Origin of the sequence: Mesorhizobium marinum (assembly GCF_040813675.1) — a bacterium.
In the GTDB taxonomy this organism is placed as follows: domain Bacteria; phylum Pseudomonadota; class Alphaproteobacteria; order Rhizobiales; family Rhizobiaceae; genus Mesorhizobium_K; species Mesorhizobium_K marinum.
Map to the genome: position 1 here is coordinate 836,530 of NZ_JBFOCI010000001.1, position 21,023 is coordinate 857,552.

General features: G+C 66.1%; 18 protein-coding genes. 5 read left to right on the plus strand and 13 right to left on the minus strand.

Annotated features, from left to right (window positions below):
* Positions 1-4 precede the first annotated feature (4 nt).
* From soxG to ABUE31_RS03970, 4 genes are read right to left on the minus strand one after another with little or no spacing between them, the layout of a single operon-like run.
* On the minus strand, positions 5-589 hold the full coding sequence (soxG, locus tag ABUE31_RS03955; protein WP_367722186.1) for a sarcosine oxidase subunit gamma family protein: 585 nt from the start codon (positions 587-589) through the stop codon (positions 5-7).
* Positions 582-3,557, minus strand: coding sequence for a sarcosine oxidase subunit alpha family protein (locus ABUE31_RS03960; protein WP_367722187.1), 2,976 nt, complete (start codon positions 3,555-3,557; stop codon positions 582-584). Before ABUE31_RS03960 ends, soxG begins: the two co-directional genes overlap by 8 nt.
* Positions 3,554-3,850, minus strand: coding sequence for a sarcosine oxidase subunit delta (locus tag ABUE31_RS03965; protein ID WP_367722188.1), 297 nt, complete (start codon positions 3,848-3,850; stop codon positions 3,554-3,556). The genes ABUE31_RS03960 and ABUE31_RS03965 overlap by 4 nt, the downstream gene beginning before the upstream one ends.
* An 11-nt stretch (positions 3,851-3,861) precedes the next feature.
* Positions 3,862-5,121 carry a sarcosine oxidase subunit beta family protein gene (locus ABUE31_RS03970; protein WP_367722189.1) on the minus strand — a complete coding sequence of 420 codons (1,260 nt, stop codon included), beginning with the start codon at positions 5,119-5,121 and terminating at the stop codon, positions 3,862-3,864.
* 193 nt (positions 5,122-5,314) lie between these two features.
* Here ABUE31_RS03970 and ABUE31_RS03975 point away from each other — a divergent pair, with 193 nt between their 5' ends.
* The 4 genes from ABUE31_RS03975 to ABUE31_RS03990 all read left to right on the plus strand — a co-directional run bounded on the left by ABUE31_RS03975 (position 5,315) and on the right by ABUE31_RS03990 (position 11,780).
* The gene (locus ABUE31_RS03975; protein ID WP_367722190.1) at positions 5,315-7,762 is read left to right on the plus strand and encodes a mechanosensitive ion channel family protein; all 2,448 of its coding nucleotides are present in this window, start codon (positions 5,315-5,317) and stop codon (positions 7,760-7,762) included.
* A 120-nt stretch (positions 7,763-7,882) separates the two neighbouring features.
* On the plus strand, positions 7,883-8,146 hold the full coding sequence (locus tag ABUE31_RS03980; protein ID WP_367722191.1) for a hypothetical protein: 264 nt from the start codon (positions 7,883-7,885) through the stop codon (positions 8,144-8,146).
* Between the two features lie 157 nt (positions 8,147-8,303).
* Positions 8,304-10,865, plus strand: a complete 2,562-nt coding sequence (locus tag ABUE31_RS03985) for a GcvT family protein (RefSeq protein WP_367722192.1) — start codon at positions 8,304-8,306, stop codon at positions 10,863-10,865.
* Between the two features lie 84 nt (positions 10,866-10,949).
* Positions 10,950-11,780 (plus strand): DUF1194 domain-containing protein, encoded by an 831-nt coding sequence (locus tag ABUE31_RS03990; RefSeq protein ID WP_367722193.1) that lies wholly within the window; start codon positions 10,950-10,952, stop codon positions 11,778-11,780.
* A 10-nt stretch (positions 11,781-11,790) separates the two neighbouring features.
* Here ABUE31_RS03990 and ABUE31_RS03995 read toward each other — a convergent pair whose 3' ends face one another.
* The 3 genes from ABUE31_RS03995 to ABUE31_RS04005 form a co-directional block, all read right to left on the minus strand.
* Positions 11,791-12,729 (minus strand): GlxA family transcriptional regulator, encoded by a 939-nt coding sequence (locus ABUE31_RS03995; RefSeq protein WP_367722524.1) that lies wholly within the window; start codon positions 12,727-12,729, stop codon positions 11,791-11,793.
* Between the two features lie 318 nt (positions 12,730-13,047).
* Entirely contained in the window at positions 13,048-13,185 is a 138-nt protein-coding gene (locus tag ABUE31_RS04000; RefSeq protein WP_367722194.1) for a hypothetical protein, read from the minus strand.
* Between the two features lie 341 nt (positions 13,186-13,526).
* On the minus strand, positions 13,527-13,712 hold the full coding sequence (locus ABUE31_RS04005) for a hypothetical protein (RefSeq protein WP_367722195.1): 186 nt from the start codon (positions 13,710-13,712) through the stop codon (positions 13,527-13,529).
* 224 nt (positions 13,713-13,936) lie between these two features.
* Between ABUE31_RS04005 and ABUE31_RS04010 the strand changes: the two genes are divergently transcribed.
* Positions 13,937-14,836, plus strand: coding sequence for a LysR substrate-binding domain-containing protein (locus ABUE31_RS04010; protein WP_367722196.1), 900 nt, complete (start codon positions 13,937-13,939; stop codon positions 14,834-14,836).
* 3 nt (positions 14,837-14,839) lie between these two features.
* Here ABUE31_RS04010 and ABUE31_RS04015 read toward each other — a convergent pair whose 3' ends face one another.
* From ABUE31_RS04015 to ABUE31_RS04040, 6 genes are all read right to left on the minus strand, one after another.
* Positions 14,840-16,870 (minus strand): ASKHA domain-containing protein, encoded by a 2,031-nt coding sequence (locus ABUE31_RS04015; RefSeq protein WP_367722525.1) that lies wholly within the window; start codon positions 16,868-16,870, stop codon positions 14,840-14,842.
* Positions 16,871-16,922: 52 nt separating this feature from the next.
* Positions 16,923-17,894: a methyltetrahydrofolate cobalamin methyltransferase gene (locus ABUE31_RS04020; protein WP_367722197.1), complete on the minus strand. Its 972-nt coding sequence runs from the start codon at positions 17,892-17,894 to the stop codon at positions 16,923-16,925.
* A 79-nt stretch (positions 17,895-17,973) separates the two neighbouring features.
* Positions 17,974-19,074, minus strand: a complete 1,101-nt coding sequence (locus ABUE31_RS04025; RefSeq protein ID WP_367722198.1) for a methylenetetrahydrofolate reductase — start codon at positions 19,072-19,074, stop codon at positions 17,974-17,976.
* On the minus strand, positions 19,071-19,664 hold the full coding sequence (locus tag ABUE31_RS04030) for a methylenetetrahydrofolate reductase C-terminal domain-containing protein (protein WP_367722527.1): 594 nt from the start codon (positions 19,662-19,664) through the stop codon (positions 19,071-19,073). The genes ABUE31_RS04025 and ABUE31_RS04030 overlap by 4 nt, the downstream gene beginning before the upstream one ends.
* Before the next feature lie 52 nt (positions 19,665-19,716).
* Positions 19,717-20,019 (minus strand): virulence factor, encoded by a 303-nt coding sequence (locus ABUE31_RS04035; protein WP_367722199.1) that lies wholly within the window; start codon positions 20,017-20,019, stop codon positions 19,717-19,719.
* Between the two features lie 229 nt (positions 20,020-20,248).
* Positions 20,249-21,022, minus strand: a complete 774-nt coding sequence (locus ABUE31_RS04040) for a formyl transferase (protein WP_367722200.1) — start codon at positions 21,020-21,022, stop codon at positions 20,249-20,251.
* Position 21,023 lies beyond the last annotated feature (1 nt).

The window sequence follows — 21,023 nt, forward strand, 5'->3', positions numbered from 1 at the left end:
CGGCCTACAGGACCTCGTATCCGACCTCTTCCGAGGCGTGGCAGAGCGATTTCCAGAACGACCGGGCGAATGACCGGAAGACGTAGAGGTCAAACTGCTCCGCGCCAGTGCGCTGGATCTGCGCGAAGACGTCGTGGTGAACGGTCGACAGGCCCGACCCCTCCGGGAAGGCCAGCAGCGAAAAGTCGACCGCGAAGAACTGCGAGAGCACCCATTCCGCTTTCGGTCCGGCGACCCTGATCGCCGTGCGGCCATGCGAGAGGTCGGTCACGGTTCCGGTCTCGGCCGTCACCGAACCTGCAAAGGCCGCCGCAAGGCCTTCGTCCTGATCGACGACGAGGAACTTGCCTGGCGCGAAACCGAAGGCTGCCTTCGCCTCGGTCGCGATGCCGCCGCCGGCGCCGTCGGGCAACACCAGGCCGGTCACCTCCCTGATCGATGAAATGAGGCTGCCCTCCTGGCCGCGCCAGGCGGCCACCTGCACGATGGAGCCCGGCTGGACCTCCGCCAGGGTGACGCCGATGCGGTCGGACTGAGGATGCCTGCCCGGGCGCAGCACCGGCGCGAGTGGGGAAAGCTGGTCAACCATGCATGCGCTTCCCTTCGGGGTCGTAGAAATGGTGACTGACGATCTCGACCGGACCGAAACGCTTGCGCAGCGGGTCGGAGATGAAGGCGCGCGTCCCGCGCCGGTCCTTGCCGCCCTTGACCAGCGCCAGACCGATATGGCGTCCGAATACCGGCGAATAGCAGGCTGCGGTCATGTGGCCGATCGAACCGTGCGGGTTGTCGCGATCGAGTTCTTCCACGATATGTGCGCCGCCGTTGAGCGGCCGGTTGTCGAGCGAGACGATGCCGACGAGTTGCAGCCGGTCGGGTGCGACGAGCCCCTCGCGGTCCATCATCATCGAACCGACGAACGGCTTCTTCTTCGACAGCATCCAGTCGAGATGCAGGTCACGCGCGGTGACGCGGCCGTCGATCTCCGCGCCGGTCACATGGCCTTTCTCGATGCGCATCGTTCCGAGCGCCTCGAGACCATAGGGGACGAGCCCGTAAGGTTTGCCGCCGGCAATCAAGGCCTCCCAGACATGTGTGCCGTGCCCGGCGCCGGAATAGACCTCGTATGCCAGTTCGCCGGAGAAGGAGAGGCGGCAGATCATCACCGGCGCCCCGGCGATGTCGCCATAAACGATGCCCATGAAGGGCAGAGTCTCGTTGTCGACCTCCGTACCGGTCACGCAGGCGGCCAGGATGTCGCGCGCGCGCGGCCCGGCTATGGAAGCGCCTGCCCACTGGTCGGTGACGGAGGTGAGTTGCACCTTCAGGTCCGGCCAGACCACGTCGAGCATGTATTCCAGGTGCTGCATGACCTTGCCGGCGTTGGCCGTCGTCGTGGTCATCAGGAAATCCTGTTCGCCGAGCCGCCAGGTCGTGCCGTCGTCGAGCACCAGCCCGTCCTCGCGCAGCATCAGCCCGTAGCGGGCCTTGCCCACCGGCAGCGTCGAAAACATGTTGGTATAGACGCGGTCGAGGAAATTTGCGGCGTCGGACCCTTGGACCATGATCTTGCCGAGTGTCGAGACATCGGCGATGCCGGCGGTCTCGCGGGTCGTCTTCGCCTCGCGTACATACGCCTGCTCGACGGTCTCGCCCGGCAGGCCGTAGATCATCGTACGGTGCCAGAGCCCCGCCGAATACATCGTCGCGCCGCGGGCGAGATGCCAGTCGTGCATCGGCGTCACCCGTTCCGGCCTGATCTCGCCGTACCGTTCCGCGGCCAGAGCCCCGATCGTCACCGGCGCGAAAGGCGGCCGGAACCGCGTCGTCCCAACCTCCGGAATCTGCCTGCCCAGCGCATTGGCCATGATGGCGAGGCCCGACACGTTCGACGTCTTGCCCTGGTCGGTCGCCATGCCGAGCGTGGTGTAGCGCTTGAGGTGCTCGACCGACTGAAATCCCTCGCGGTGCGCGAGCCTGACATCGTCGGCGGTCACGTCGTGCTGGAAGTCGACGAAGGCTTTTCCAGCCGCCTCGATTTCGAGGACATGCGCCGGCGCGACCTCGAGTTCGTCGCCAGCCACGTCGGGCGTTTCGCTGCCGGACTTGCCACCGGCCGCAAGGCCCTCGGCGAGGGCCTCCGCAAGGGTGAAGGCGCCATTGAAGGCGCCCGCGCCGACCCAGCCGCTGGCGTCCTTCGGCGGCAGGAAGGCCTGCAGGCGCTCGCTCCACTCGGCCTTGGCGCCGGCCTGGCTGGCCAGGTTGATCACCGGCGACCAGCCACCGGACATCAGCAGGCAGTCGGCCTCGATGGTGCGGGGGTCGCCGCTGACCGCGCCTGATGCCGCGTCGAAGACCTGCATCCTGACACCGGAGATCGTCTTGCCGCCCTCGGTGCCGGTGACGGCGCGACCCGTCAGGATTTCCGCCCCGGTGCGGACCGCAAGGGCGCGCGCCTGCTCCGAGATCGTCTCGCGCGGGTCAATGATCGCCACCACCCGACATCCGGCCTCGCGAAGCGCCAGCGCCGACCGATAGGCGGCGTCGTTGTTGGTGAAGACGGCGACCTTGTCGCCGGGCAACACGCCATATTCACCGGCGTAGCGTTCGGCGGCGCTGGCCAGCATCACGCCCGGACGGTCGTTGCCGGGGAAGACCAGCGGACGCTCGAGCGCGCCGGTCGCCAACACGACCCGGCCGGCACGGATCGTCCAGTGGCGCTGGCGCGGTTCGCCCGGGCGGGCCTTTGCCTTGTGGTCGGCGACGCGTTCGAGCGCGGCCATCGTGTTGCCGTCGTAGTAGCCCCAGACGGTCGTGCGTGGAAGCAGCGTGACGTTCGGCATCGCGGAAAGCTCGCGCACCATGCCCGCCGCCCACTCTGTTGACGGCTGGGCGTCGATGGAGGCTCCGGACCAGTTGGCGGAACCGCCGAGACGCGCATCCTGCTCGGCGAGGATGACGCGCGCACCATTCTGCGACGCGGCCCTGGCAGCGATCAGGCCGGCCGGCCCGGAGCCGACCACCAGCACGTCGCAGAAGGCGTTCATGCGCTCGTATCGCGAAGGGTCCGGCGCGACGCCGGCCTTGCCCAGGCCTGCGGCGCGGCGGATGAAGTGTTCGCAGAACATCCAGAAGCGGGTGCCTTTCAAAGGCCCGAAAACCGGACCCATGAAGGTCTTGTAGTAGAAGCCGGCGCCGAGCAGCTTTCCGCCGAGCTGGTTCAGGGCGCCGACGTCGAAGCCGAGCGAGGGGAAGCGGTTCTGGCTGACGACTTTGAGTCCGTCGTGAATCTCCAGCATCGTCGCCTGGACATTCGGCTCGCGCGCCTCGCCGCGCAGGACGGTCACCAGCGCGTTCGGCTCGTCGACGCCGGCCCCGAGCACGCCGCGCGGGCGGTGATACTTGAACGAGCGTCCGAACAGCGAGACGCCGTTGGCGAGCAGGGCCGAAGCGAGCGTGTCGCCGGGGTGTCCGGCGAAGTCCTGGCCGTCGAAGCTGAAGCGGACCGAGCGCGAGCGGTCGATCAGGCCGCCGCTGGTGGCGCGCCGCGGGCTCATGCCTGCGTCTCCCGGCTGCGTCGCTCATGCGGCCTGCCGTGGTCGCGCGCGAGGGCGACGCTCGAAATGCCGTGCGTCAGCGTGTTGCGCATGATCCTGAGATGCGACCTGCAGCCACCGGCATGCTGCCAGATCTCGTCGTGGTCGCCGGCCGGATTGAGGCGGTCGTAGACATAGGCGTTCCACTCGGCCTGGTCGGTGGAGGCGGGATCGGGACGCGTGCGGCCGCCTTCCTCGCGATAGACGAACTCGGAGGAATCGCGCGGGCCGCAATAGGGGCAGGTGATGATCATCTTCGTCGTCCCTAGTGCAGGTTGGGCGTCGCGCCCTGGCCCTTGTCGTCGATGATGAGGCCGCGCTGGAAGCGGTCGAGCGTGAAGGCCGCGTTGAGGGGATGCGGCTCGTCCCTGGCGATCGTCCAGGCGAAGCACCAGCCGGAAGCCGGCGTCGCCTTGAAGCCGCCGTAGCACCAGCCGCAGTTCAGGTACATGCCGGGCAGGGGGCCCGTGGTGATGATCGGCGAACCGTCCATCGACATGTCGCAAAGGCCGCCCCACGAACGCAGCATGCGCACGCTGGCCAGCCCCGGGAAAAGCGCCAGCATCTCCGAATGCACTTCCTCGACCAACGGCAGGCTGCCGCGCTGTGCGTAGCTGTTGTAGCCGTCGAGCGCCCCGCCGTAGATCAGGCCGCCCTTGTCGGACTGCGCGGCGTAGAAATGTCCCATGCCGAAGGTCAGGACGGTGTCGAGAACCGGTTTCAGCGATTCCGACACGAATGCCTGCAGCACCTGGCTCTCGATCGGCAGTTGCTCTATGCCCGCAAGTTTCATGACCCGCCCCGTGCTGCCGGCGGCGGCGACAGCAACCTTCCTGGCCCTGATCTCGCCGCGCGTGGTCATCACCCCGGTCACGCGGTCGCCGTCGCGCAGGAAACCGGTCACCTCGCAGTTCTCGATGACGTCGACTCCGCGCCGGTCGGCGCCGCGCGCGTAGCCCCAGGCGACCGCGTCGTGGCGGGCGGTTCCGGCGCTCCACTGCATGACGCCGCCGATGACGGGAAACCGCGCCGATCCCGAGACGTCGAGCACGGGCACGAGGCGCTTGATCTGCCGGACGGTCATCAGTTCGGAATCGATACCCGAATGGCGCAGCGCATTGCCGCGGCGCACATATTCGTCGAGCTGGCCGGGCGTGTGGGCGAGGTTAAGGCAGCCGCGCTGCGAAAACATGACGTTGTAGTTCAGGTCGTGTGAGAGATTTTCCCAGAGGTCCATCGAATGCTCGTAGAAGCGATGGTTCTCAGGCAGCAGGTAGTTCGAGCGCACCGCCGTGGTATTGCGGCCGACATTGCCGGAGCCGAGATAGCCCTTTTCCAGCACCGCGACGTTGGTGATGCCGTGCTCCTTGGCAAGGTAGTACGCGGTGGAAAGCCCGTGACCGCCGCCGCCCACGATGATGACGTCGTAGCCCGGCTTCGGATCCGGCTTGCGCCAGGCCGGCTTCCAGTCCCGGTTCCCGGTCAGTGCATTCCGGAGCAAGGTATAGGCCGAATATTCACGCATGGATGCCGCTTCCGCAAATTTCGCAGAAAGGCAGACTATAAAGCGGCAGCGCGCGTCAAGGCGAGAATTACGCCACCCCCAATCGCCAGGCCGACCCTCGGGACGAGGCGGCTTGCTCCGGCGGGGAGGGGACCTTATCAAGGGCCGCGCGGGAAACGAGCCCGTCTGGGTTCGCGCGAGATTCAGGAAGGCAATGTCGTTGGCCAGCCCTTGGCGCACACTGTTCTTGTCGGTCGTCGCCGTTGTGATCGCGGCGGCCGCTGCCCTTGCACAGCAGGGCGGCGGCGCGCTGATCGAAGAACAGCGCAGCGCCATCCAGAAATATTCGACCCGGACGGACGATCTCGAGAGGCAGATTTCCGTCAATGATTCGAATGACGGCAAGCTGGTCGAGATCAGGCTCGAGCTGTCGGAAGTCGCGCGCCAGCTCATCGCCAGTTCGGTCGCCTTCAGGCCGCGTCTGGCGGAGATCAATGCGAGGCTGGAGCAACTCGGGCCCGCGCCGCCGGACGGCCAGTCCGAGCCGGACATCGTCACCGCCGAACGCCAGGACATGACCGCCGCCAAGGCCGAGATCAATGCCGTCCTGGGGCTCGCAGAATCGCTTTCCATCCGGGTCAACGGACTGATCGAGAAGATCGGCGACATGCGCAGCGCGCTCTTCCGCAACGTGCTGACCAAGCGCTATTCGCTGTCCGAGGCCTTTGCCGGCGAACTCCTCGATGACGTCTACAAGGAGTACTCCAACTTCTACCGGTCGGTATCGTCCTGGCTGAAGTTCGTCTTCCAGTACAAGTTCGAGTCGGTGTTGGCCGCCGCGCTGTTCGCGCTTGGCGCGGCTGCCGTCCTCGTCGTGGGCGGCCGGCGCATTTTCGGGAGGATCTTCGAGCCCGATCCCGCCGAGGAGGCCCCCTCCTACCTTGAACGGTTCTCGGTCGCCTTCTGGTCGACGCTCCTGCCGACGATGGCGCTTGGGGTGTTCCTGCTGTCGACGCTGTTCTTCCTCAACTATTTCAACGTCCTGCGCGGCGACATCGGGGTTTATCTGAGTTCGCTGTTCATGGTCGTTGGCATCGTCTTCGGCGTCAACAGGCTGGCCAACGCGGCGCTGACGCCACGATTGCCGAACTGGCGGCTGGTGTCGATCGAATCCCGGACCGCCCTTGTGCTGGTCGGTGTCTTCACGGCGATGGCGGTCGTCATCGGCTTCAACTATTTCCTCGCGGTCGTCACCGACACGATGGGCTCGCCGCTTTCGCTGACGATCGCCAGGAGTTTCGCAGCGTCCACGGTCGTCGGCGCGCTGTTGATCCTGATCGGCCTGCTGCGCGACGGCGGCGGCGCGTGGCGCGCCTGGCTGCGCTATACGGCCGTCGGTCTTGGCGGGTTCATCATCGCCGCGGCCTTGTTCGGCTATATCGGCCTCGCCACCTTCACCTCGACCCAGGTGGTCGTCACCGGAACCATCCTGATCACCGCCTATATCGGCTTCCTGACTTCGCGCGCCATCGGCGCGGAAGGCGGCTTCGCGGAGACCTCGGTCGGCCGGTGGCTTGCCAGGAAGTCCGGCACGGAAGCGACGACGCTCGACCAGATGGGCCTGGCCGTCAGTTTGGCGATCAACCTGATGATCCTGCTGATCTTCCTGCCGCTGCTGCTGCTGATGTGGGGGTTTCAGCTCGGCGACATCGAGGCCTGGGCCTACAGCCTGAGCGCCGGCTTCAGCATCGGCGCGTTCCGATTCTCTCCGGGCGGAATCCTGACCGGCGTCGTCGTCTTCACGATCGGCTATTTCGTCACGCGCTGGTTCCAGGGCTGGCTCGACGGCGTGGTGATGGCGCGCGGCCGGCTCGACATGGGCGTGCGCAACTCGATCCGCACCGTCGTCGGTTATGCCGGCCTCGCGCTGGCGACGCTCATCGCCATCTCCTCGGCGGGCATCGACCTGTCGAGTTTTGCGCTGGTGGCCGGCGGTCTCTCGCTCGGCATCGGCTTCGGCCTGCAGAACGTCGTGTCGAACTTCGTGTCCGGGCTCATCCTGCTGGCCGAACGGCCATTCAAGGCGGGTGACTGGATCGTTGCCGGCAACGTTTCGGGCACGGTGAAGAAGATCAGCGTGCGCGCCACCGAGATCGAGACGTTCCAGCGGCAGAGCGTCATCCTGCCCAATTCCGAGCTGATCAACTCGGCGGTCGGCAACTGGACCCACCGCAACAAGCTCGGCCGCATCGAGATCCCCGTCGGCGTCGCCTATGGAAGCGACGTCAAGAAGGTCCATGCAATGCTGCTGGAACTCGCGCGCAGCCATCCGCTCGTACTCAAGAACCCCGAACCCTTCGTGCTCTTCGCGGCGTTCGGCGCCTCGTCGCTCGACTTCGAAGTCAGGGTGTTCCTCGGCGACGTCACCAACAGCGTCATCGTGCAGAACGACCTGCGTTTTGCCATCATCGAGAAGTTCGAGGCCGAGGGGATCGAGATTCCGTTCCCGCAGAGCGTCATAAGCGTGAAGTCGGACAAGCCGTTGCCGCCATGGCCGCTGGACGACGACGCCGCCGAGGCCGAACTGATGGAGCGGCCTTCCGCCGAAGCCAAGCCGGCAGGAAAGGCCAGACGCAGGCCGAGGAAGCCGGCGCCTGGCTGAGCCGGGGCGGGCGGGCCTGAACGGCCCGTTCAGTTGCTGTTCAGGCACCATCTCCTATAAGCTCGCCGAAAAGGGTTGGAGCCCTTGCAAACAGAGGCGGTGGGAACCACCGGGATCGCCATGACGAAGACCCTAGTAGCTGCATTCGTGCTGCTTGCAGCCGGCGCGTCGGCCCATGCCGCCAGCGCCGTAAACCTGGACAGCGAGCCGCGCACGCTGGTCGTCACCGAAGGCGGCAGCAAGACCGAACTGGCGCTCGGCGGCAACGAGTCGGTGGACTTCTGCCAGAACGGCTGCTTCGTCACCATGCCCAACGGCGACATCGAAGCGCTGACCGGCAGCGAAACGATCGAGATTTCGGGCGGCGTAGCCCGTATCAAGTAGTCCTCGCGCAGCCCCGTCGGCCGACTGCCGCCGCCGCTGCGCGCATGTTTGGCGCGCCGTGGTCGCGCGCCTCTCCGGCGATGTCGCAAACAGGATTCAACCTTGCCGCCGCGCCGCCCTATAGTCTGCCCGCAACATCGCGTCGGAGTCGTGGGCAATGGCTGAATTTCCGTCACGGGCGAAAGTCGTCATCATCGGGCTGGGCGGCATCGTGGGCGCGTCCGTCGCGCATCACCTCGTCGAGCGCGGATGGGACGACATCGTCGGCATCGACAAGTCCGGCATCCCCACCGACATCGGCTCGACGGCGCACGCCTCCGACTTCTGCTACACGACCAGCCACGATTTCCTGTCGTGCTGGACGACGCTCTATTCGATCGACTTCTACGAGAAGCTCGGCCACTACGAGCGCATCGGCGGCCTTGAGGTCGCGCGCACCGGCGACGATGCGCGCATGGACGAGATCCGCCGCAAGGTGGCTTCCGCCAAGGCCTTCGGCACGCCGGCGCGCCTGATCGATCCCGCCGGCATCAAGCAGAAGTTCCCGCTGATCGAGGAAGACCAGGTGCAGGGCGGCCTTTGGGACCCGGATGCGGGTCTCGTCATCCCGCGCTCGCAGACGGTCGCCGGCAAGCTCGTCGACATGGCGGAGAAGTCCGGAAAGCTGAAGGCGTTCGCCAATACCCCGGCCAGGTCGCTGGTCATCGAAAACGGGCGCATCAAGGGCGTCGTCACCGATCGCGGCACGATCCTCGCCGACCACGTCGTCGTTTGCGCTGGACTGTGGGGACGGCTGATCGCCGAGATGGCGGGCGAAGACCTGCCGGTCATGCCGGTAGACCATCCGCTCACCTTCTTCGGGCCCTACACGGAGTTTGCCGGAACCGGCAAGGAGATCGGCTGGCCGCTGCTGCGCGACCAGGGCAATTCCGCCTACATGCGCGACACCGGCGACCCGACCACGTCGGAAGGCGGCATGATCGAGTGGGGCTATTACGAGGAAACCAATCCGCGGCTCTGCCACCCGCGCGATCTGCTCGAGAAGCAGCAGGCCAGGCTTTCGCCGTCGCAGCGCGACCTCGAGATGGAACAGATCATCGAGCCGCTGGAGCGCGCCATCGAACTGACGCCGATCCTCGCCGAGCTCGGCTATGACGAGCGCCGTTCCTTCAACGGCCTGCTACAGGTTTCGGCCGCCGGCGGGGCATCGGTCGGCGAGAGCCAGAAGGTGCGCGGCCTGTGGTACGCGGTCGGCATCTGGGTCAAGGACGGCCCGGGCTACGGCAAGCTGGTCGCCGACTGGATGACGGACGGACGCACCGAGATCGACCACGCTTCGATCGACTTCGCGCGCTTCTATCCGCACCAGCTTCAGGAAGCCTTCATCGAGGGGCGCTGCGGCGAGGCCGCGCAGAAGGTCTATACGCCTGCCGTCCATCCGCGCGAGCCCTACGCGACCGGCCGCAATGTGAAGCGTTCGCCCTTCTACGAGCGCGAGAGGGAGCTTGGCGGCCATTTCATGGAACTTGGCGGCTGGGAACGCGCGCACGGCTACGCTGCCAACGAGCACCTGTTGGAGAAGTACGGCAACCGCGTGCCGGTTCGCGAGAACGAATGGGACAACCGCCACTTCTGGCGCGTTTCAAACGCCGAGCACCTGGCCATGAGCGAGGATTGCGGCATCGTCAATCTCAGCCACTTCTACATGTTCGATGTCGAGGGGCCGGACCATGTCGCGCTGATGGAATGGCTTTGCGCGGCCAGGATCGGCGGCGACGCCAACATCGGCAAGGGCATCTACACCCATTTCCTCGACGACGAGGGCATGGTGCGCGCCGACCTGACGGTCATCCGCATGGCCGACCGCTGCCGCGTCATCGATGGCGCCGACGCGGGTCCCCGCGATTTCCACTATGTCAGGCGCGTGGCCGAGGACCGGGGGCTGGACGTCACCGTGACCGACGTCACCGAGAAATTCGTCACCATCGGCATCTGGGGGCCGAATGCGCGCGACACCCTGCGCAAGGTGGTCGCCGATCCAGAGGCGCTGTCGCCGGAAAACTTCCCCTTTGCCGCCATCCGGCAGATCGAGATCGCCGGCAAGCCGGTCACCGCGTTCCGCATATCCTATGTCGGCGAGCAGGGCTGGGAACTGCACATGCGCTACGAGGACGGGCTCGCCGTCTGGGACGCGCTACGCTCGACCGGGGTGATGGCCTTCGGCGTCGAGACCTACGCCAACTCCAGGCGCATGGAGAAGAGCCTGCGCCTGCAGAACGCCGACCTGCTGACCGAATACAACCTGCTGGAATCCGATCTCCAGCGTCCTAAGGTCAAGGACGTCGACTTCCGCGGCAAGGCGAAACACCTCGAGCACCGCGCGCGCGAGCACCAGCCTGCGATGCTGTGCACGCTGGTGATGACGGACAATGTCGATTACGCCGGCGTCGCGCGCTATCCGGTCGGCGCCATGCCCGTGATTGACCCGTCGACCGGCGACACGCTTGTCGATGAACTCGGACGCCGTTCCTTCACCACCTCGGTGGCCTTCGGTCCAACGCTGGGCAAGAACATCGCGCTGGCCTACCTGCCGTGGGACTATTGCCAGGAAGGGCGCAAACTCTCCGTGGAGTATTTCGGCGAGACCTATCCCGTCGAGGTCGCGAGTGTCGGCTACAAGCCGCTCTACGATCCCGAGAACCTGAAGCCGAGGAGTTGAGCCCCGGCCGGCCTCGACCGAAGCGCCTGGGGATTCACGCAATTGTGAGCGGCGCGGCGCGCGCCGCGGGCGCACTATCGGACGATGCTACGCCTTGCCCGCGCTCTGATTGCGGCAGCCGCTGCAACGCTCTCCGCGCCCGCCTCGGCCGTTGAACCGGTCGATGTCGAGCTTGTGCTGGCGGTCGACGTGTCCCTTTCGATGTCGCCGATGGAACTGGATATCCAGCGTCATGGCTACGCGGCGGCGCTTACGCACGATCGCGTGCTGCAGGCCATCGCCGACGGCGCCTACGGCAGGATCGCGATCACATATTTCGAATGGGCGGGCGTCACCTCGCACCGAATCGTCGTGCCGTGGACGATCATTGCCAACCGCGCCGACGCCGAGCGGGTGGCGGCCATGCTGTCAGCGCAGCCCGCCAACAGCGCGCGCCGCACCTCGATCGCAGCCGCGCTCGGCTTCGGCGCGGATCTCTTCGCCGAAAGCCAGTACCAGGGCCTCAAGCGGGTGATCGACATTTCCGGCGATGGCCCCAACAACCAGGGCGAGCCGGTGGAAGACGCACGCGACGCCGTCGTCGGGCAGGGGATCACGGTCAACGGCCTGCCGTTGATGACAAGGGCCGGCTTCTCCAGCGTCTACGACGTCAGCAATCTCGACCGCTACTATACCGATTGCGTCATCGGCGGTCCCGGCGCCTTCATGATCCCGGTCAACGACTGGTCGCTGTTTCCCGAGGCGGTGCGCCGGAAGCTCGTTCTCGAACTGGCGGACGAGCGGTCGCCGGCGTTCCGGGCAGAGCTGGCCAATGACAGGCTGCCGGTGGTCAAGGTGCAGGCCGCGCCGTCGGCCGACTGCCTGGTCGGCGAGAAGATGTGGCGCGATCGCAGCTGGATGTGGGATCAGCGATAGCGGGCGGCTATCAGGCCGCCAGCAACTGCTTCCGGTCCAGGCGCTCCTGCTGAGGCGAGCGCGAATAGAGCTCGCGGTAGCATTTCGAAAAATGCGAGGCCGAGACGAAACCGCAGGCGACTGCAACGTCGACCACTGGCATTGACGACTGGATCAGCAGGTGGCGCGCGCGGTCGAGCCGGATCTCAAGATAGTAGCGCGCCGGCGAGCGGCCCATTTCGGTCCTGAACAGGCGCTCGATCTGGCGGCGCGAAAGGCCGACATGATCGGCGACCTCGACAAGGGACAGGGGCTCCGAAAGGTTGCCTTCCATCAGTTCGATGATCGAGAGGACCTTGGCGTTCTGGACGCCGAGGCGGGCCCGCAGCGGCAGGCGCTGGCGGTCGGTCGGGCTCCTGACGCGGTCAGTCAGGACCTGTTCGCAGACCCGGTTGACGAGGTTCTCGTCAAAATCCTCGCCGATCAGCTTGAGCATCATGTCGAGTGCCGCCGTGCCGCCGGCGCAGGTATAGACGTTCTGGTCGACCTCGAAGAGGTCGGCGAACACGTTGGCCTTGGGGAAGGCCTCGGCGAACCCCGGCAGGTTTTCCCAATGGATCGCGCAGCGCTTGTTGGACAGGAGGCCGGCCGCCGCCAGCACATGCGCGCCGGTGCAAAGCCCGCCGACGGCCACGCCGCGGTTGTACTCCTCCCGCAGCCAGGCGAAAGCGGTCTTGTTGCTGTAGCGCTCGACGTTGAGGCCGCTGCAGACGATCACCATGTCGGGCCGGTCATGGCCTGTCATCTTGCGCCGCTCGTCTTCGAGCGAGGTGTTGACGGCGCATTCGACGCCGTTCGACGCCTTCACCGGACGGCCGTCCATGCTTGCGAGCCGCCACTGGTAGGCGTCGTAGCCGAGCATGCGGTTTGCCGAGCGCAGCGGGTCCAGCGCCGTCGCAAAGGCAATCATCGTGAAGTCGGGAACAAGGAAGAAGACGAACGACCTCTTGGTCGGAAGCTTCGCGGCGCTCACGTGGGCCACCCTTTGCTGGCAAATGACGCGAACAGAATGTCGCGATCAGCAAAGCGCCGTCAAAACCCCTTGTTTGTCAAGGGCTCTGGCGCGGGGCCGACGACTAAATTTGCGACATGGTCGCAAATCGACATGCCGTCGCTCCGGTATCCCGGCAAAGAAAAACCGCCGCTTGCTCCGGGAAGGAGCCAACGGCGGTTCAGGTGCGGGCGAACGTCCTGGAGGTGGCGCTCAAGCCCGCGCTAGCGAATGGGATCAGACCAGCGCGCCGAGACGGGCGCCAGCCATCGCACCGGTCTGGCCGGGCATGGTGCGGCCGAGCCGCTGCCGCTCCAGGGCGGTGGTGAGGTTCATCTGACGGTTGCGACCGAACAGGCGGGACAGAAGCTTCATGACACGTCTCCATGCATCGAGGTTACACGGGTGCCTTCGCTTGATCTTCTAAGGAGTGGGGCATCTCGTTGGTGGCGCGGATATAGGCGCGCCCAGCGGCGTTGTAAGTGGCAAAAACGAAGCAGTACGACGCAAAAACGACATGGCCTCTGACGGCCGTTTCGCAGACGGTTCAACTCTGCGAATATTCCCAGAGACTTAGGCTGTCCCGGTCCGAGTCATGCGATTTGTTCGCATGCGTCATGCTGCCCGCGCATGGCTTGTCCGGGCGCGGTTGCGCGCGGGGGACCTGCCGGATGCCGGGCGGAATTCCGGCAGGTCCTTTGCTTTGCGCACCATGGCTACTTCGAGCCCGACCAGGAGCCGACGCCGCTGTGGTGGGCGGTGCCGGTCTCGTAGGCATCGGGCCAGCCGATGTCCTTCTGCAGTTCGATCGGCAGGGAGCGGATGGTCCGCTCGGTCTGGTGGCGGGCACGCGCCGCGCTGAACTCGGCCGCGATGCGTCCGATGGATGAGATGATGGACATGACACTTCCTCTCTTGTTGGCCGGACCTTCCCCGATCCGGGCGGTCTTCACTAAGGACCGCTGGTTTCCACTTCACTCCGCGACGCCAGGGTCCTGTTACCGTGCTGTTGCTTGGGGCTGTCGTCGCGGAGGCCTTCTACGAGATTGACTATGGGTTCGATCTGATGTTCAATCAAACGAAATGAACTGATGACTTCGATCAGATATTTTGAAGGACTGGCTTCATGAACGCCCCGCTCAACCATCCCCTTCCGCTGCTCGACCTCGACGTCATGCGGACCTTCGTGGCCATCGCCGAAACCGGCAGCTTCACCACGGCGGCGACGGCCGTGTTCCGCACGCCTTCGGCGGTCTCCATGCAGATCAAGAAGCTGGAGGACATCCTGGGGCGCTCGGTCTTTTCGCGCGACGCGCGCTCGGTGACGCTGACGGCGGACGGCGAAATGCTGCTCGGCTATGCCAGGCGCATGCTCGCCATCAACCGCGAGGCGGTGTCCAAGTTCATCGTACCCGACATTTCGGGTGTCGTGCGCATCGGTTCGCCGGACGACTACGGCGAGCGCGTGCTGCCGCATGTGCTCAAGCGTTTCGCTCAGTCGCACCCCTCGATCGCGGTTGACGTCATCATCGACCAGAGCGGCAATCTGCGCCGGCGAATGGACGACCGGGAACTCGATCTCACCCTCGTCACCAAGTCGCCCAAGAACCCGATGATCGGGGCTGAGGTGCTGCTGACCGAGCCGATCGTCTGGGCCGGCGCGAGGGGCGGCTGCGCCTACATGAAGGAGCCGCTTCCGGTGTCGATCTGGGAGGAAGGGTGCGCATGGCGGGCTGGCGCGCTCGAAGCGCTCGGCCGCGAAGGCCGCAACTACCGCGTCGCCTACATGAGCGCGCACACCGCCGGCCAGCGCGCGGCGATCATGGCCGATCTCGCGGTCGCGCCGCTGCCCAAGTCCTTCCTCAACAGCGAGATGGTCGAACTGACGGCGAAGGACGGACTGCCGGACATGGGCACGTACAGCCTCGCCATGTTCGTCACGCAGGACGCCAGCGCGCCGGTCAAGGCGGCCGCCGACCACATCCGCGCGACCTTCGAGGTCTACGCCGAAACCGGCCGCTGGTGAGGATCAGCTACGAGCGCGCCGCGCGGCGCGTTCGTCTCGGGAGCGGCGGCGCGGCACCGCGTCTCCGCCGGTATCGGTCACGGCCTTGCGCGCCGGCAGCTTGACCTGCTCGGCGAGCTTGGGGAAGGGATCGACCTTGTTGGGCAGCGCCATCGCGTCGATGAACAACTGCTGGAAGTTCGGCTCAAGCGCCGTCTCGATCTTCTCGATGCGGCCGACTTCCTTCTCGATCTCGCGGCGATGGTCGCGGTTCAAGAGCGCCATCAGCGCGCCGGTTCCCGCAGCGTTGCCGACTGCCTTCACCTCGGCGAGGTCGCAATCGGGAATGAGGCCCAGCACCATCGCGTATTTCGGATCGATGAACGAACCGAAGGCGCCCGCGAAACGGATCGTGTCGACGGCCTCGACGCCCTGCTTTTCCATCAGCAGCTTCACGCCCGCGTAGAGCGCCGCCTTGGCGAGCTGGATCGCGCGGATGTCGTTTTGCGTCACGGTGATGCGCGGCTCTCCCGCCTGGCCCTCGCGCAGCAGGTAGGAGAAGGTGCGGCCATTCTCCACAATGCGCGGGCTTGTGGCCGCAAGCGCGCCGTCGATGACGCCGTCTTCGGAGATGATCCCCGACAGGTACATTTCGGCGACAACCTCGATGATCGCCGAACCGCAGATGCCGGTGACGCCGGTCGTCCTCGATGCCTCCTCGAAGCCGTCTTCGTCCGACCATTTGTCGACGCCGATGATGCGGTACTTCGGCTCGAGCGTCTGAGGATCGATGCGCACGCGTTCGATCGCGCCGGGAGCGGCGCGCTGGCCAGACGAGATTTCCGCGCCCTCGAAGGCCGGGCCGGTGGGCGAGGAGGCCGCGACGACGCGGCTGCGGTTGCCGAGGACGATTTCGGCATTGGTGCCGACGTCGACCAGCAGCATCATCCGGTCCTGCCGGTAGGGGCCTTCCGAGAGGGTGGCGCCGGCGGCGTCCGCGCCGACATGGCCGGCGATGCAGGGCAGGGTGTAGAGCCTGGCGCCGCGGCTGACCTCGATCTCGATGTCGCTCGCCCAGAACTGCAACGCGCCCGACACCGCAAGCGCGAAGGGCGCCTGGCCGAGTTCGGTCGGATCGATCCCTAGGAACAGGTGGTGCATGATCGGATTGGCGACGAACACGCAGTCGAAGATGTCGTGGCGGTCGACGCCGCCTTCCGCGCATACCTTGCCGATCAGGTCGTTGACCGCCTGGCGGACGGCCTTGGTCATCGCCTCGCGCCCATCCGGATTCATCATCACATAGGAGACGCGGCTCATCAGATCCTCGCCGAAGCGGATCTGCGGGTTCGACGTGCCCGACGATGCAACGACGCGCCCCGACAGCAGCGAAACGAGATGCATGGCGATCGTCGTCGAGCCGATGTCGCAGGCGATGCCGTAGGCTTCGTTCTTCAGGCCGGGATAGAGGCCGATGATGAACGGCCGCGAGGAGTCCATGTCGCGGTGGATCGCCGCGGTGACGCCCCAGTTGCCCTTGCGCAGAATGGACTGGACCTCGGGGATGAAGTGCGGCGCGACCAGAAGGTCCTTCCAGCCCCAGTCCTTCTCGAGCATCGCCTTGAGGCGGTCGAGGTCGCCGAGCGGCTTGTGCATGTCGGGCTCGTCCACCTCGACATAGCACATCTGCACCGCGGCGTTGCGCTCGATGACGCGGTCGCTGGCGGCCTTGCGAATGGTCTGCGCGTTGATGACGGTGTCCTGCGGCACGTCGATGACGAGATCGCCGAGGATCATCGCCGAGCAGGACAGTCGGCGATGCTCGGGCAGTCCGCGCACCCGCTCGTAGCGCTCCTCCTTGGCGCCCTTGGGCGAGATGTGGTCGTTGGAGGAGACGATCTTGTGCTTGGCGAAATTGCCTTCCTGCACCTCGATCTGGCAGCGACCGCAGGTCGCCCGCCCGCCGCAGACGCTCTCGACATAGACGCCGAGCGACCGCGCGGCATCGAGCACCGGCGTTCCCACGGGAAACCGCCCGCGCTTGCCGGACGGCATGAAAAGCACGAGCGGGTCGGTGATGTTGGCGGGCGAGTTCACGGGCCTGGGCTCAGCCTTGCGCGCGGCGCGCCTCGCGGCCGCCGCGGCGCCGGCCGCCGGTCGCCGCGCCTTCCGCGTTGGGCGACACTACCGGCACCGGGGCAGGGGTGGCGTGCTCGCCCGGCTTGTAGTCCTTGTAGGTCTTGATCCAGGTCATGCAGTCGCGGTCGGTGCCGGCGAGCACATTGGCCGCGCGCACCGCCTCCATTTCCTGCGGCCGGACCGGGTTCATGATGGCCGAGGTCATGCCGGCCCCGATGACCATCGGGATGAAGCCGGCGTTGATGCCGTGGCGGTGCGGCAGGCCGAAGGAGATGTTGGAGAGGCCGCAGGTGGTGTTGACCTTGAGTTCCTCGCGCAGGCGGCGCAGCAACGCGAACACCTGCCGGCCGGCGTCGCCCAGCGCGCCGATGGGCATGACCAGCGGGTCGACCACCACGTCCTCGGCCTTGATGCCGTGATCCATGGCGCGCTCGACGATCTTCTTCGCCACGGCGAAGCGCACGTCGGGGTCCATCGAGATGCCGGTCTCGTCGTTGGAGATCGCCACCACCGGCACGTCGTATTTCTTGACCAGCGGCAGGATGGCTTCCAGCTTCTCCTCCTCGCCGGTCACCGAGTTGACCAGCGGGCGGCCCTTGGCGACCTTCAGGGCGGCCTCGATCGCGGCCGTCACCGAACTGTCGATCGACAGCGGCAGGTCGACGAGGTTCTGGACGATCTCCATCGTCTGCACCAACAGCGCCGGCTCCGTCGCGTTGGGATCGACGGCGGTCACGCCGGCGTTGACGTCAAGCATGGTCGCGCCGCAGGCCGCCTGTTCGAGCGCGTCCTTGATGACCGTCTCGAAGTTGCCGGCAACCATCTCCGCCGCCAGCTTTTTCCGGCCGGTCGGGTTGATGCGCTCGCCGATCACGCAGAACGGCTGGTCGAAACCGATGATGATTTCGCGGGTCGCCGAGGCGACGATCGTGCGGGTCATGAATCACTCCGTATGATATAAAGACTTCTTTATATCGTTATCTGAATTCGATCAAGCGACGGGGCGCTTCCGGCTGCCTTCAGTGCGCGGACTTCACCATATCGACCTGGGTTTCGGTCACTTCATTGTGCAGCAGATGGTCGAGGCGCGCCGCGACCATCGCGTCGTCGGGGCGAACCTCGCGTTTCCATGGCCGCCGGCCTTTCAGCACGCCCGATTCATCGACGATCTCGGCGACATATTCCTCCTGGCGGTAGGCCATCACATGGATGCCCGAGACGCCGGGGATCTCCTTCACCTCGTTGATGATGTCGATGCAGAGCTTCTTGCCTTCCTTCTTCTGGTCCGCCGCCCCCTCGAGCCGCTTGATGACGGCGTCGGGAATGTGGATGCCGGGCACGTTCGAGCGGATCCATTTCGCCGTCTTCGCCGAGGCAAGCGGGCCGACGCCGCAGAGCAGGAAGACCTTCTCGGCGTGGCCGAGGTCGCGCGCGCGCTGCATGAAAGTTCTGAACATCGGCACGTCGAAGCAGTACTGGGTCTGCACGAACTGCGCGCCCGCGGCGATCTTCTTGCCGAGGTGGACCGGGCGGAAGTCGTAGGGCGGGGCAAACGGGTTGACCGCTGCGCCCAGGAAAAGCTGCGGCGGCGTCGTCAGCTTGCGGCCCGACAGGAACTTCCCGTTGTCGCGCATGATGCGGACGGTTTCGAGCAGAGAGATTGAATCAAGGTCGAACACCGGCTTGGCACCGGGCTGGTCGCCCGCCTGCACACCGTCGCCGGTGAGGCAAAGCATGTTGGCGACGCCCATCGCCGCGCCGCCGAGCACGTCGCCCTGGATGGCGATGCGGTTCTTGTCGCGGCAGGCAATCTGCATGATCGGCGCATAGCCCATGCGGGTCAGGAGCGCACAGATGCCGACCGATGACATGTGGCAGTTGGCGCCCGAGGCATCGACGGCGTTGATGGCGTCGACCCAGCCGTCGAACACCTTGGCGCGGTCGTAGACGTCTTCAGGGTCGGCGCTGTCAGGCGGATTGAGTTCGGTCGTGACCGCGAACTCGCCGCGTCTCAGCACCCGCTCCAGGCGCCCACGCGAGGTATGACCGGGCAGCGGCTCCAGCGGCAGGTCGATGCCGGCCGGGTTCTCGTCGGTCTGGGGCGGGCGCGGGTGTCTCATGCGGAGGCTCCCGCCTTTTCGGTTTCGCGGTTCGCTGCGGCCTGTGCGGTGACGCGCAGCCAGGCCGAAGTTTCGCGCAGCGACTGGTCGACCGGCTTCTGCAGGGAAAGGATGGCGTCGCCCTTTTCCATGTTGCGCGAGCCCTCCCACGCCTTGACCCAGACGCAGGGCATGTCGGGCTCGACCTCGCAGTTGCCGTTGGCGCGCACGCCGCCGCACGGGCCGTTGCGCAACTGCTTTGGGCAGTTCATCGGGCAGGACATGCCGGTCGACGACAGGACGCACTGGCCGCACATGCGGCAATCGAACATGAAGCCCTTCACGTGCCGTTCGACGAACTTCACCGGCGCCTCGACCCGGCCGTAGCCGACGAGCTTCCAAAGCGGATGCAGCATCAGGAACATGTCGGCGAACCGGGCATAGAACCATTCGAGGCCACGGCTGTGGCGGATCGACCAGAGCCGCACGGAATAGGAGCGCTGCACGCGCCGCTGCGGCGACACGTCGGCCGGCTTGTAGTCGGTCTTCGGCGCCGTCTTTTTCACGACGGTCGCCTGGGTGACCCCGCCGGCTGCATCCGGCGGGATCATTTCGGGCGCGGCGCTCGCCGGGCCCTTGGCAGTCGTCGAGACCGGCCGGTTGTTATCCATTTTCCCTTCCGCCAGCCTTGGCCAGTGCAACCAGCCGTTCCCGGTTGTACAGCCTGTCGAACTCGTCGGCCGCCTTAGCCGCCTCGGCCTCGAGGTCGTCGCCGACGCCGACCGGATCCGACTTGCGCCACTCGGCGAGATAGGCGTCGGTCTCGGCGGCGCCCGAGCGCATCGCCGCCATGTCGATCGCCTCGGCGAAGCGAACCGGCAGTTCGCGCTTGGCGTTCTGCCGTCCCTTCTTGACGATGACCTGCGCTGGGATGTCGCGCCAGTAGACGATGATCAGGTCGGCCATTCTATTCTCGCTATTCCGTGGGTTTCAGCATTGCAGGAAGCAAAAATGCCCCGCTTCTCATCCGACGACGCGCAGCCATTCAAAAGCGACGCGGAATCGTGCCGCAAATCGGCGATCGGATCGCCGGCTCGGCGACCGGCAACCTAGTGCGTCCGGTGTCGCGATAGAAGCCTTCGGCCCGGCGGGGGCGCAGTCGCGGCAACGGCGGTCATCCCGGGCGGGCTTCGCCCTACCAGACGCCCCTGGTCAGGCCGGTCCAGACGTAGAACCAGACCGTCGGATGGTACCATTGCTTCGATGGCAGGTTCGACATAGTCGGCTTGGCGCGCCCTTCGAGAACGTCCTCGACCGCCTGGGTGCAGATGTCGCGCGACATCGCGGCGAGCCGCATCGCGTAGTTGGTGAGGTTGTCGCCCGGCTCCGGGGCGCCGCGTACCTGGTGCAGGATGTCGCCGGTGTCCACGCCCGCATCGACGAGATGCACCGTCGCGCCGAAGTTTCCGGCGTCGCCGGTGGCGAGCGCCCAGTAGGCTCCGTTCATGCCTCGGTATGCCGGGTTGATGCCGGCATGATAGTTGAGGACTGGGCAGGGCATCTGGTCGAGGGTGCGCTGCGACAGCATGCGGCAGCCGGCCAGCAGTACAACCTCGGCGCCCAATTTCTTCACCGCATCGGCGAGATCAGGCGAATCGGCGGAGGCGATGTTGACGATAGGCTGGTCGTCGCGCGGTTCGGTGTTCATGCCGCGGCTGGTCAGGGCGGCCCGGTCGCGACCGGACAGCACGAGCTTGCGAAGCCGGGTGAAGACCATCGTGCCCAACTGGCCGGCAACCTCGATCCAGCCCAGCTTGCGGGCGCGGCGCAGCAGCAGCCGCTTCTTCGATTCCGGCTCTTCGAGGATGACGGTCACGTCGCCCAGTCGGTCGCGCAGGGCGTTGACGATGACCCAGACATGCGGGCCGCCCGCGGTGACGACGGCAATGCGCGACTGCTTCGCGGACATG

Coding starts and splice junctions, on each gene's coding strand:
- ABUE31_RS03995 (WP_367722524.1), bottom strand. CDS start 12,729: ATGATTGCCTTTGCGACGGCGCTGGACCCGCTGCGCTCGGCAAACCGC.
- ABUE31_RS04000 (WP_367722194.1), bottom strand. CDS start 13,185: ATGAAGCTTCTGTCCCGCCTGTTCGGTCGCAACCGTCAGATGAACCTC.
- ABUE31_RS04015 (WP_367722525.1), bottom strand. CDS start 16,870: ATGCCGTCCGGCAAGCGCGGGCGGTTTCCCGTGGGAACGCCGGTGCTC.
- ABUE31_RS03970 (WP_367722189.1), bottom strand. CDS start 5,121: ATGCGTGAATATTCGGCCTATACCTTGCTCCGGAATGCACTGACCGGG.
- ABUE31_RS04035 (WP_367722199.1), bottom strand. CDS start 20,019: ATGGCCGACCTGATCATCGTCTACTGGCGCGACATCCCAGCGCAGGTC.
- ABUE31_RS03980 (WP_367722191.1), top strand. CDS start 7,883: ATGACGAAGACCCTAGTAGCTGCATTCGTGCTGCTTGCAGCCGGCGCG.
- ABUE31_RS04030 (WP_367722527.1), bottom strand. CDS start 19,664: ATGATCCCGCCGGATGCAGCCGGCGGGGTCACCCAGGCGACCGTCGTG.
- ABUE31_RS04025 (WP_367722198.1), bottom strand. CDS start 19,074: ATGAGACACCCGCGCCCGCCCCAGACCGACGAGAACCCGGCCGGCATC.
- ABUE31_RS03965 (WP_367722188.1), bottom strand. CDS start 3,850: ATGATCATCACCTGCCCCTATTGCGGCCCGCGCGATTCCTCCGAGTTC.
- ABUE31_RS04005 (WP_367722195.1), bottom strand. CDS start 13,712: ATGTCCATCATCTCATCCATCGGACGCATCGCGGCCGAGTTCAGCGCG.
- soxG (WP_367722186.1), bottom strand. CDS start 589: ATGGTTGACCAGCTTTCCCCACTCGCGCCGGTGCTGCGCCCGGGCAGG.
- ABUE31_RS04020 (WP_367722197.1), bottom strand. CDS start 17,894: ATGACCCGCACGATCGTCGCCTCGGCGACCCGCGAAATCATCATCGGT.
- ABUE31_RS03985 (WP_367722192.1), top strand. CDS start 8,304: ATGGCTGAATTTCCGTCACGGGCGAAAGTCGTCATCATCGGGCTGGGC.
- ABUE31_RS03990 (WP_367722193.1), top strand. CDS start 10,950: ATGCTACGCCTTGCCCGCGCTCTGATTGCGGCAGCCGCTGCAACGCTC.
- ABUE31_RS03960 (WP_367722187.1), bottom strand. CDS start 3,557: ATGAGCCCGCGGCGCGCCACCAGCGGCGGCCTGATCGACCGCTCGCGC.
- ABUE31_RS03975 (WP_367722190.1), top strand. CDS start 5,315: ATGTCGTTGGCCAGCCCTTGGCGCACACTGTTCTTGTCGGTCGTCGCC.
- ABUE31_RS04010 (WP_367722196.1), top strand. CDS start 13,937: ATGAACGCCCCGCTCAACCATCCCCTTCCGCTGCTCGACCTCGACGTC.
- ABUE31_RS04040 (WP_367722200.1), bottom strand. CDS start 21,022: ATGTCCGCGAAGCAGTCGCGCATTGCCGTCGTCACCGCGGGCGGCCCG.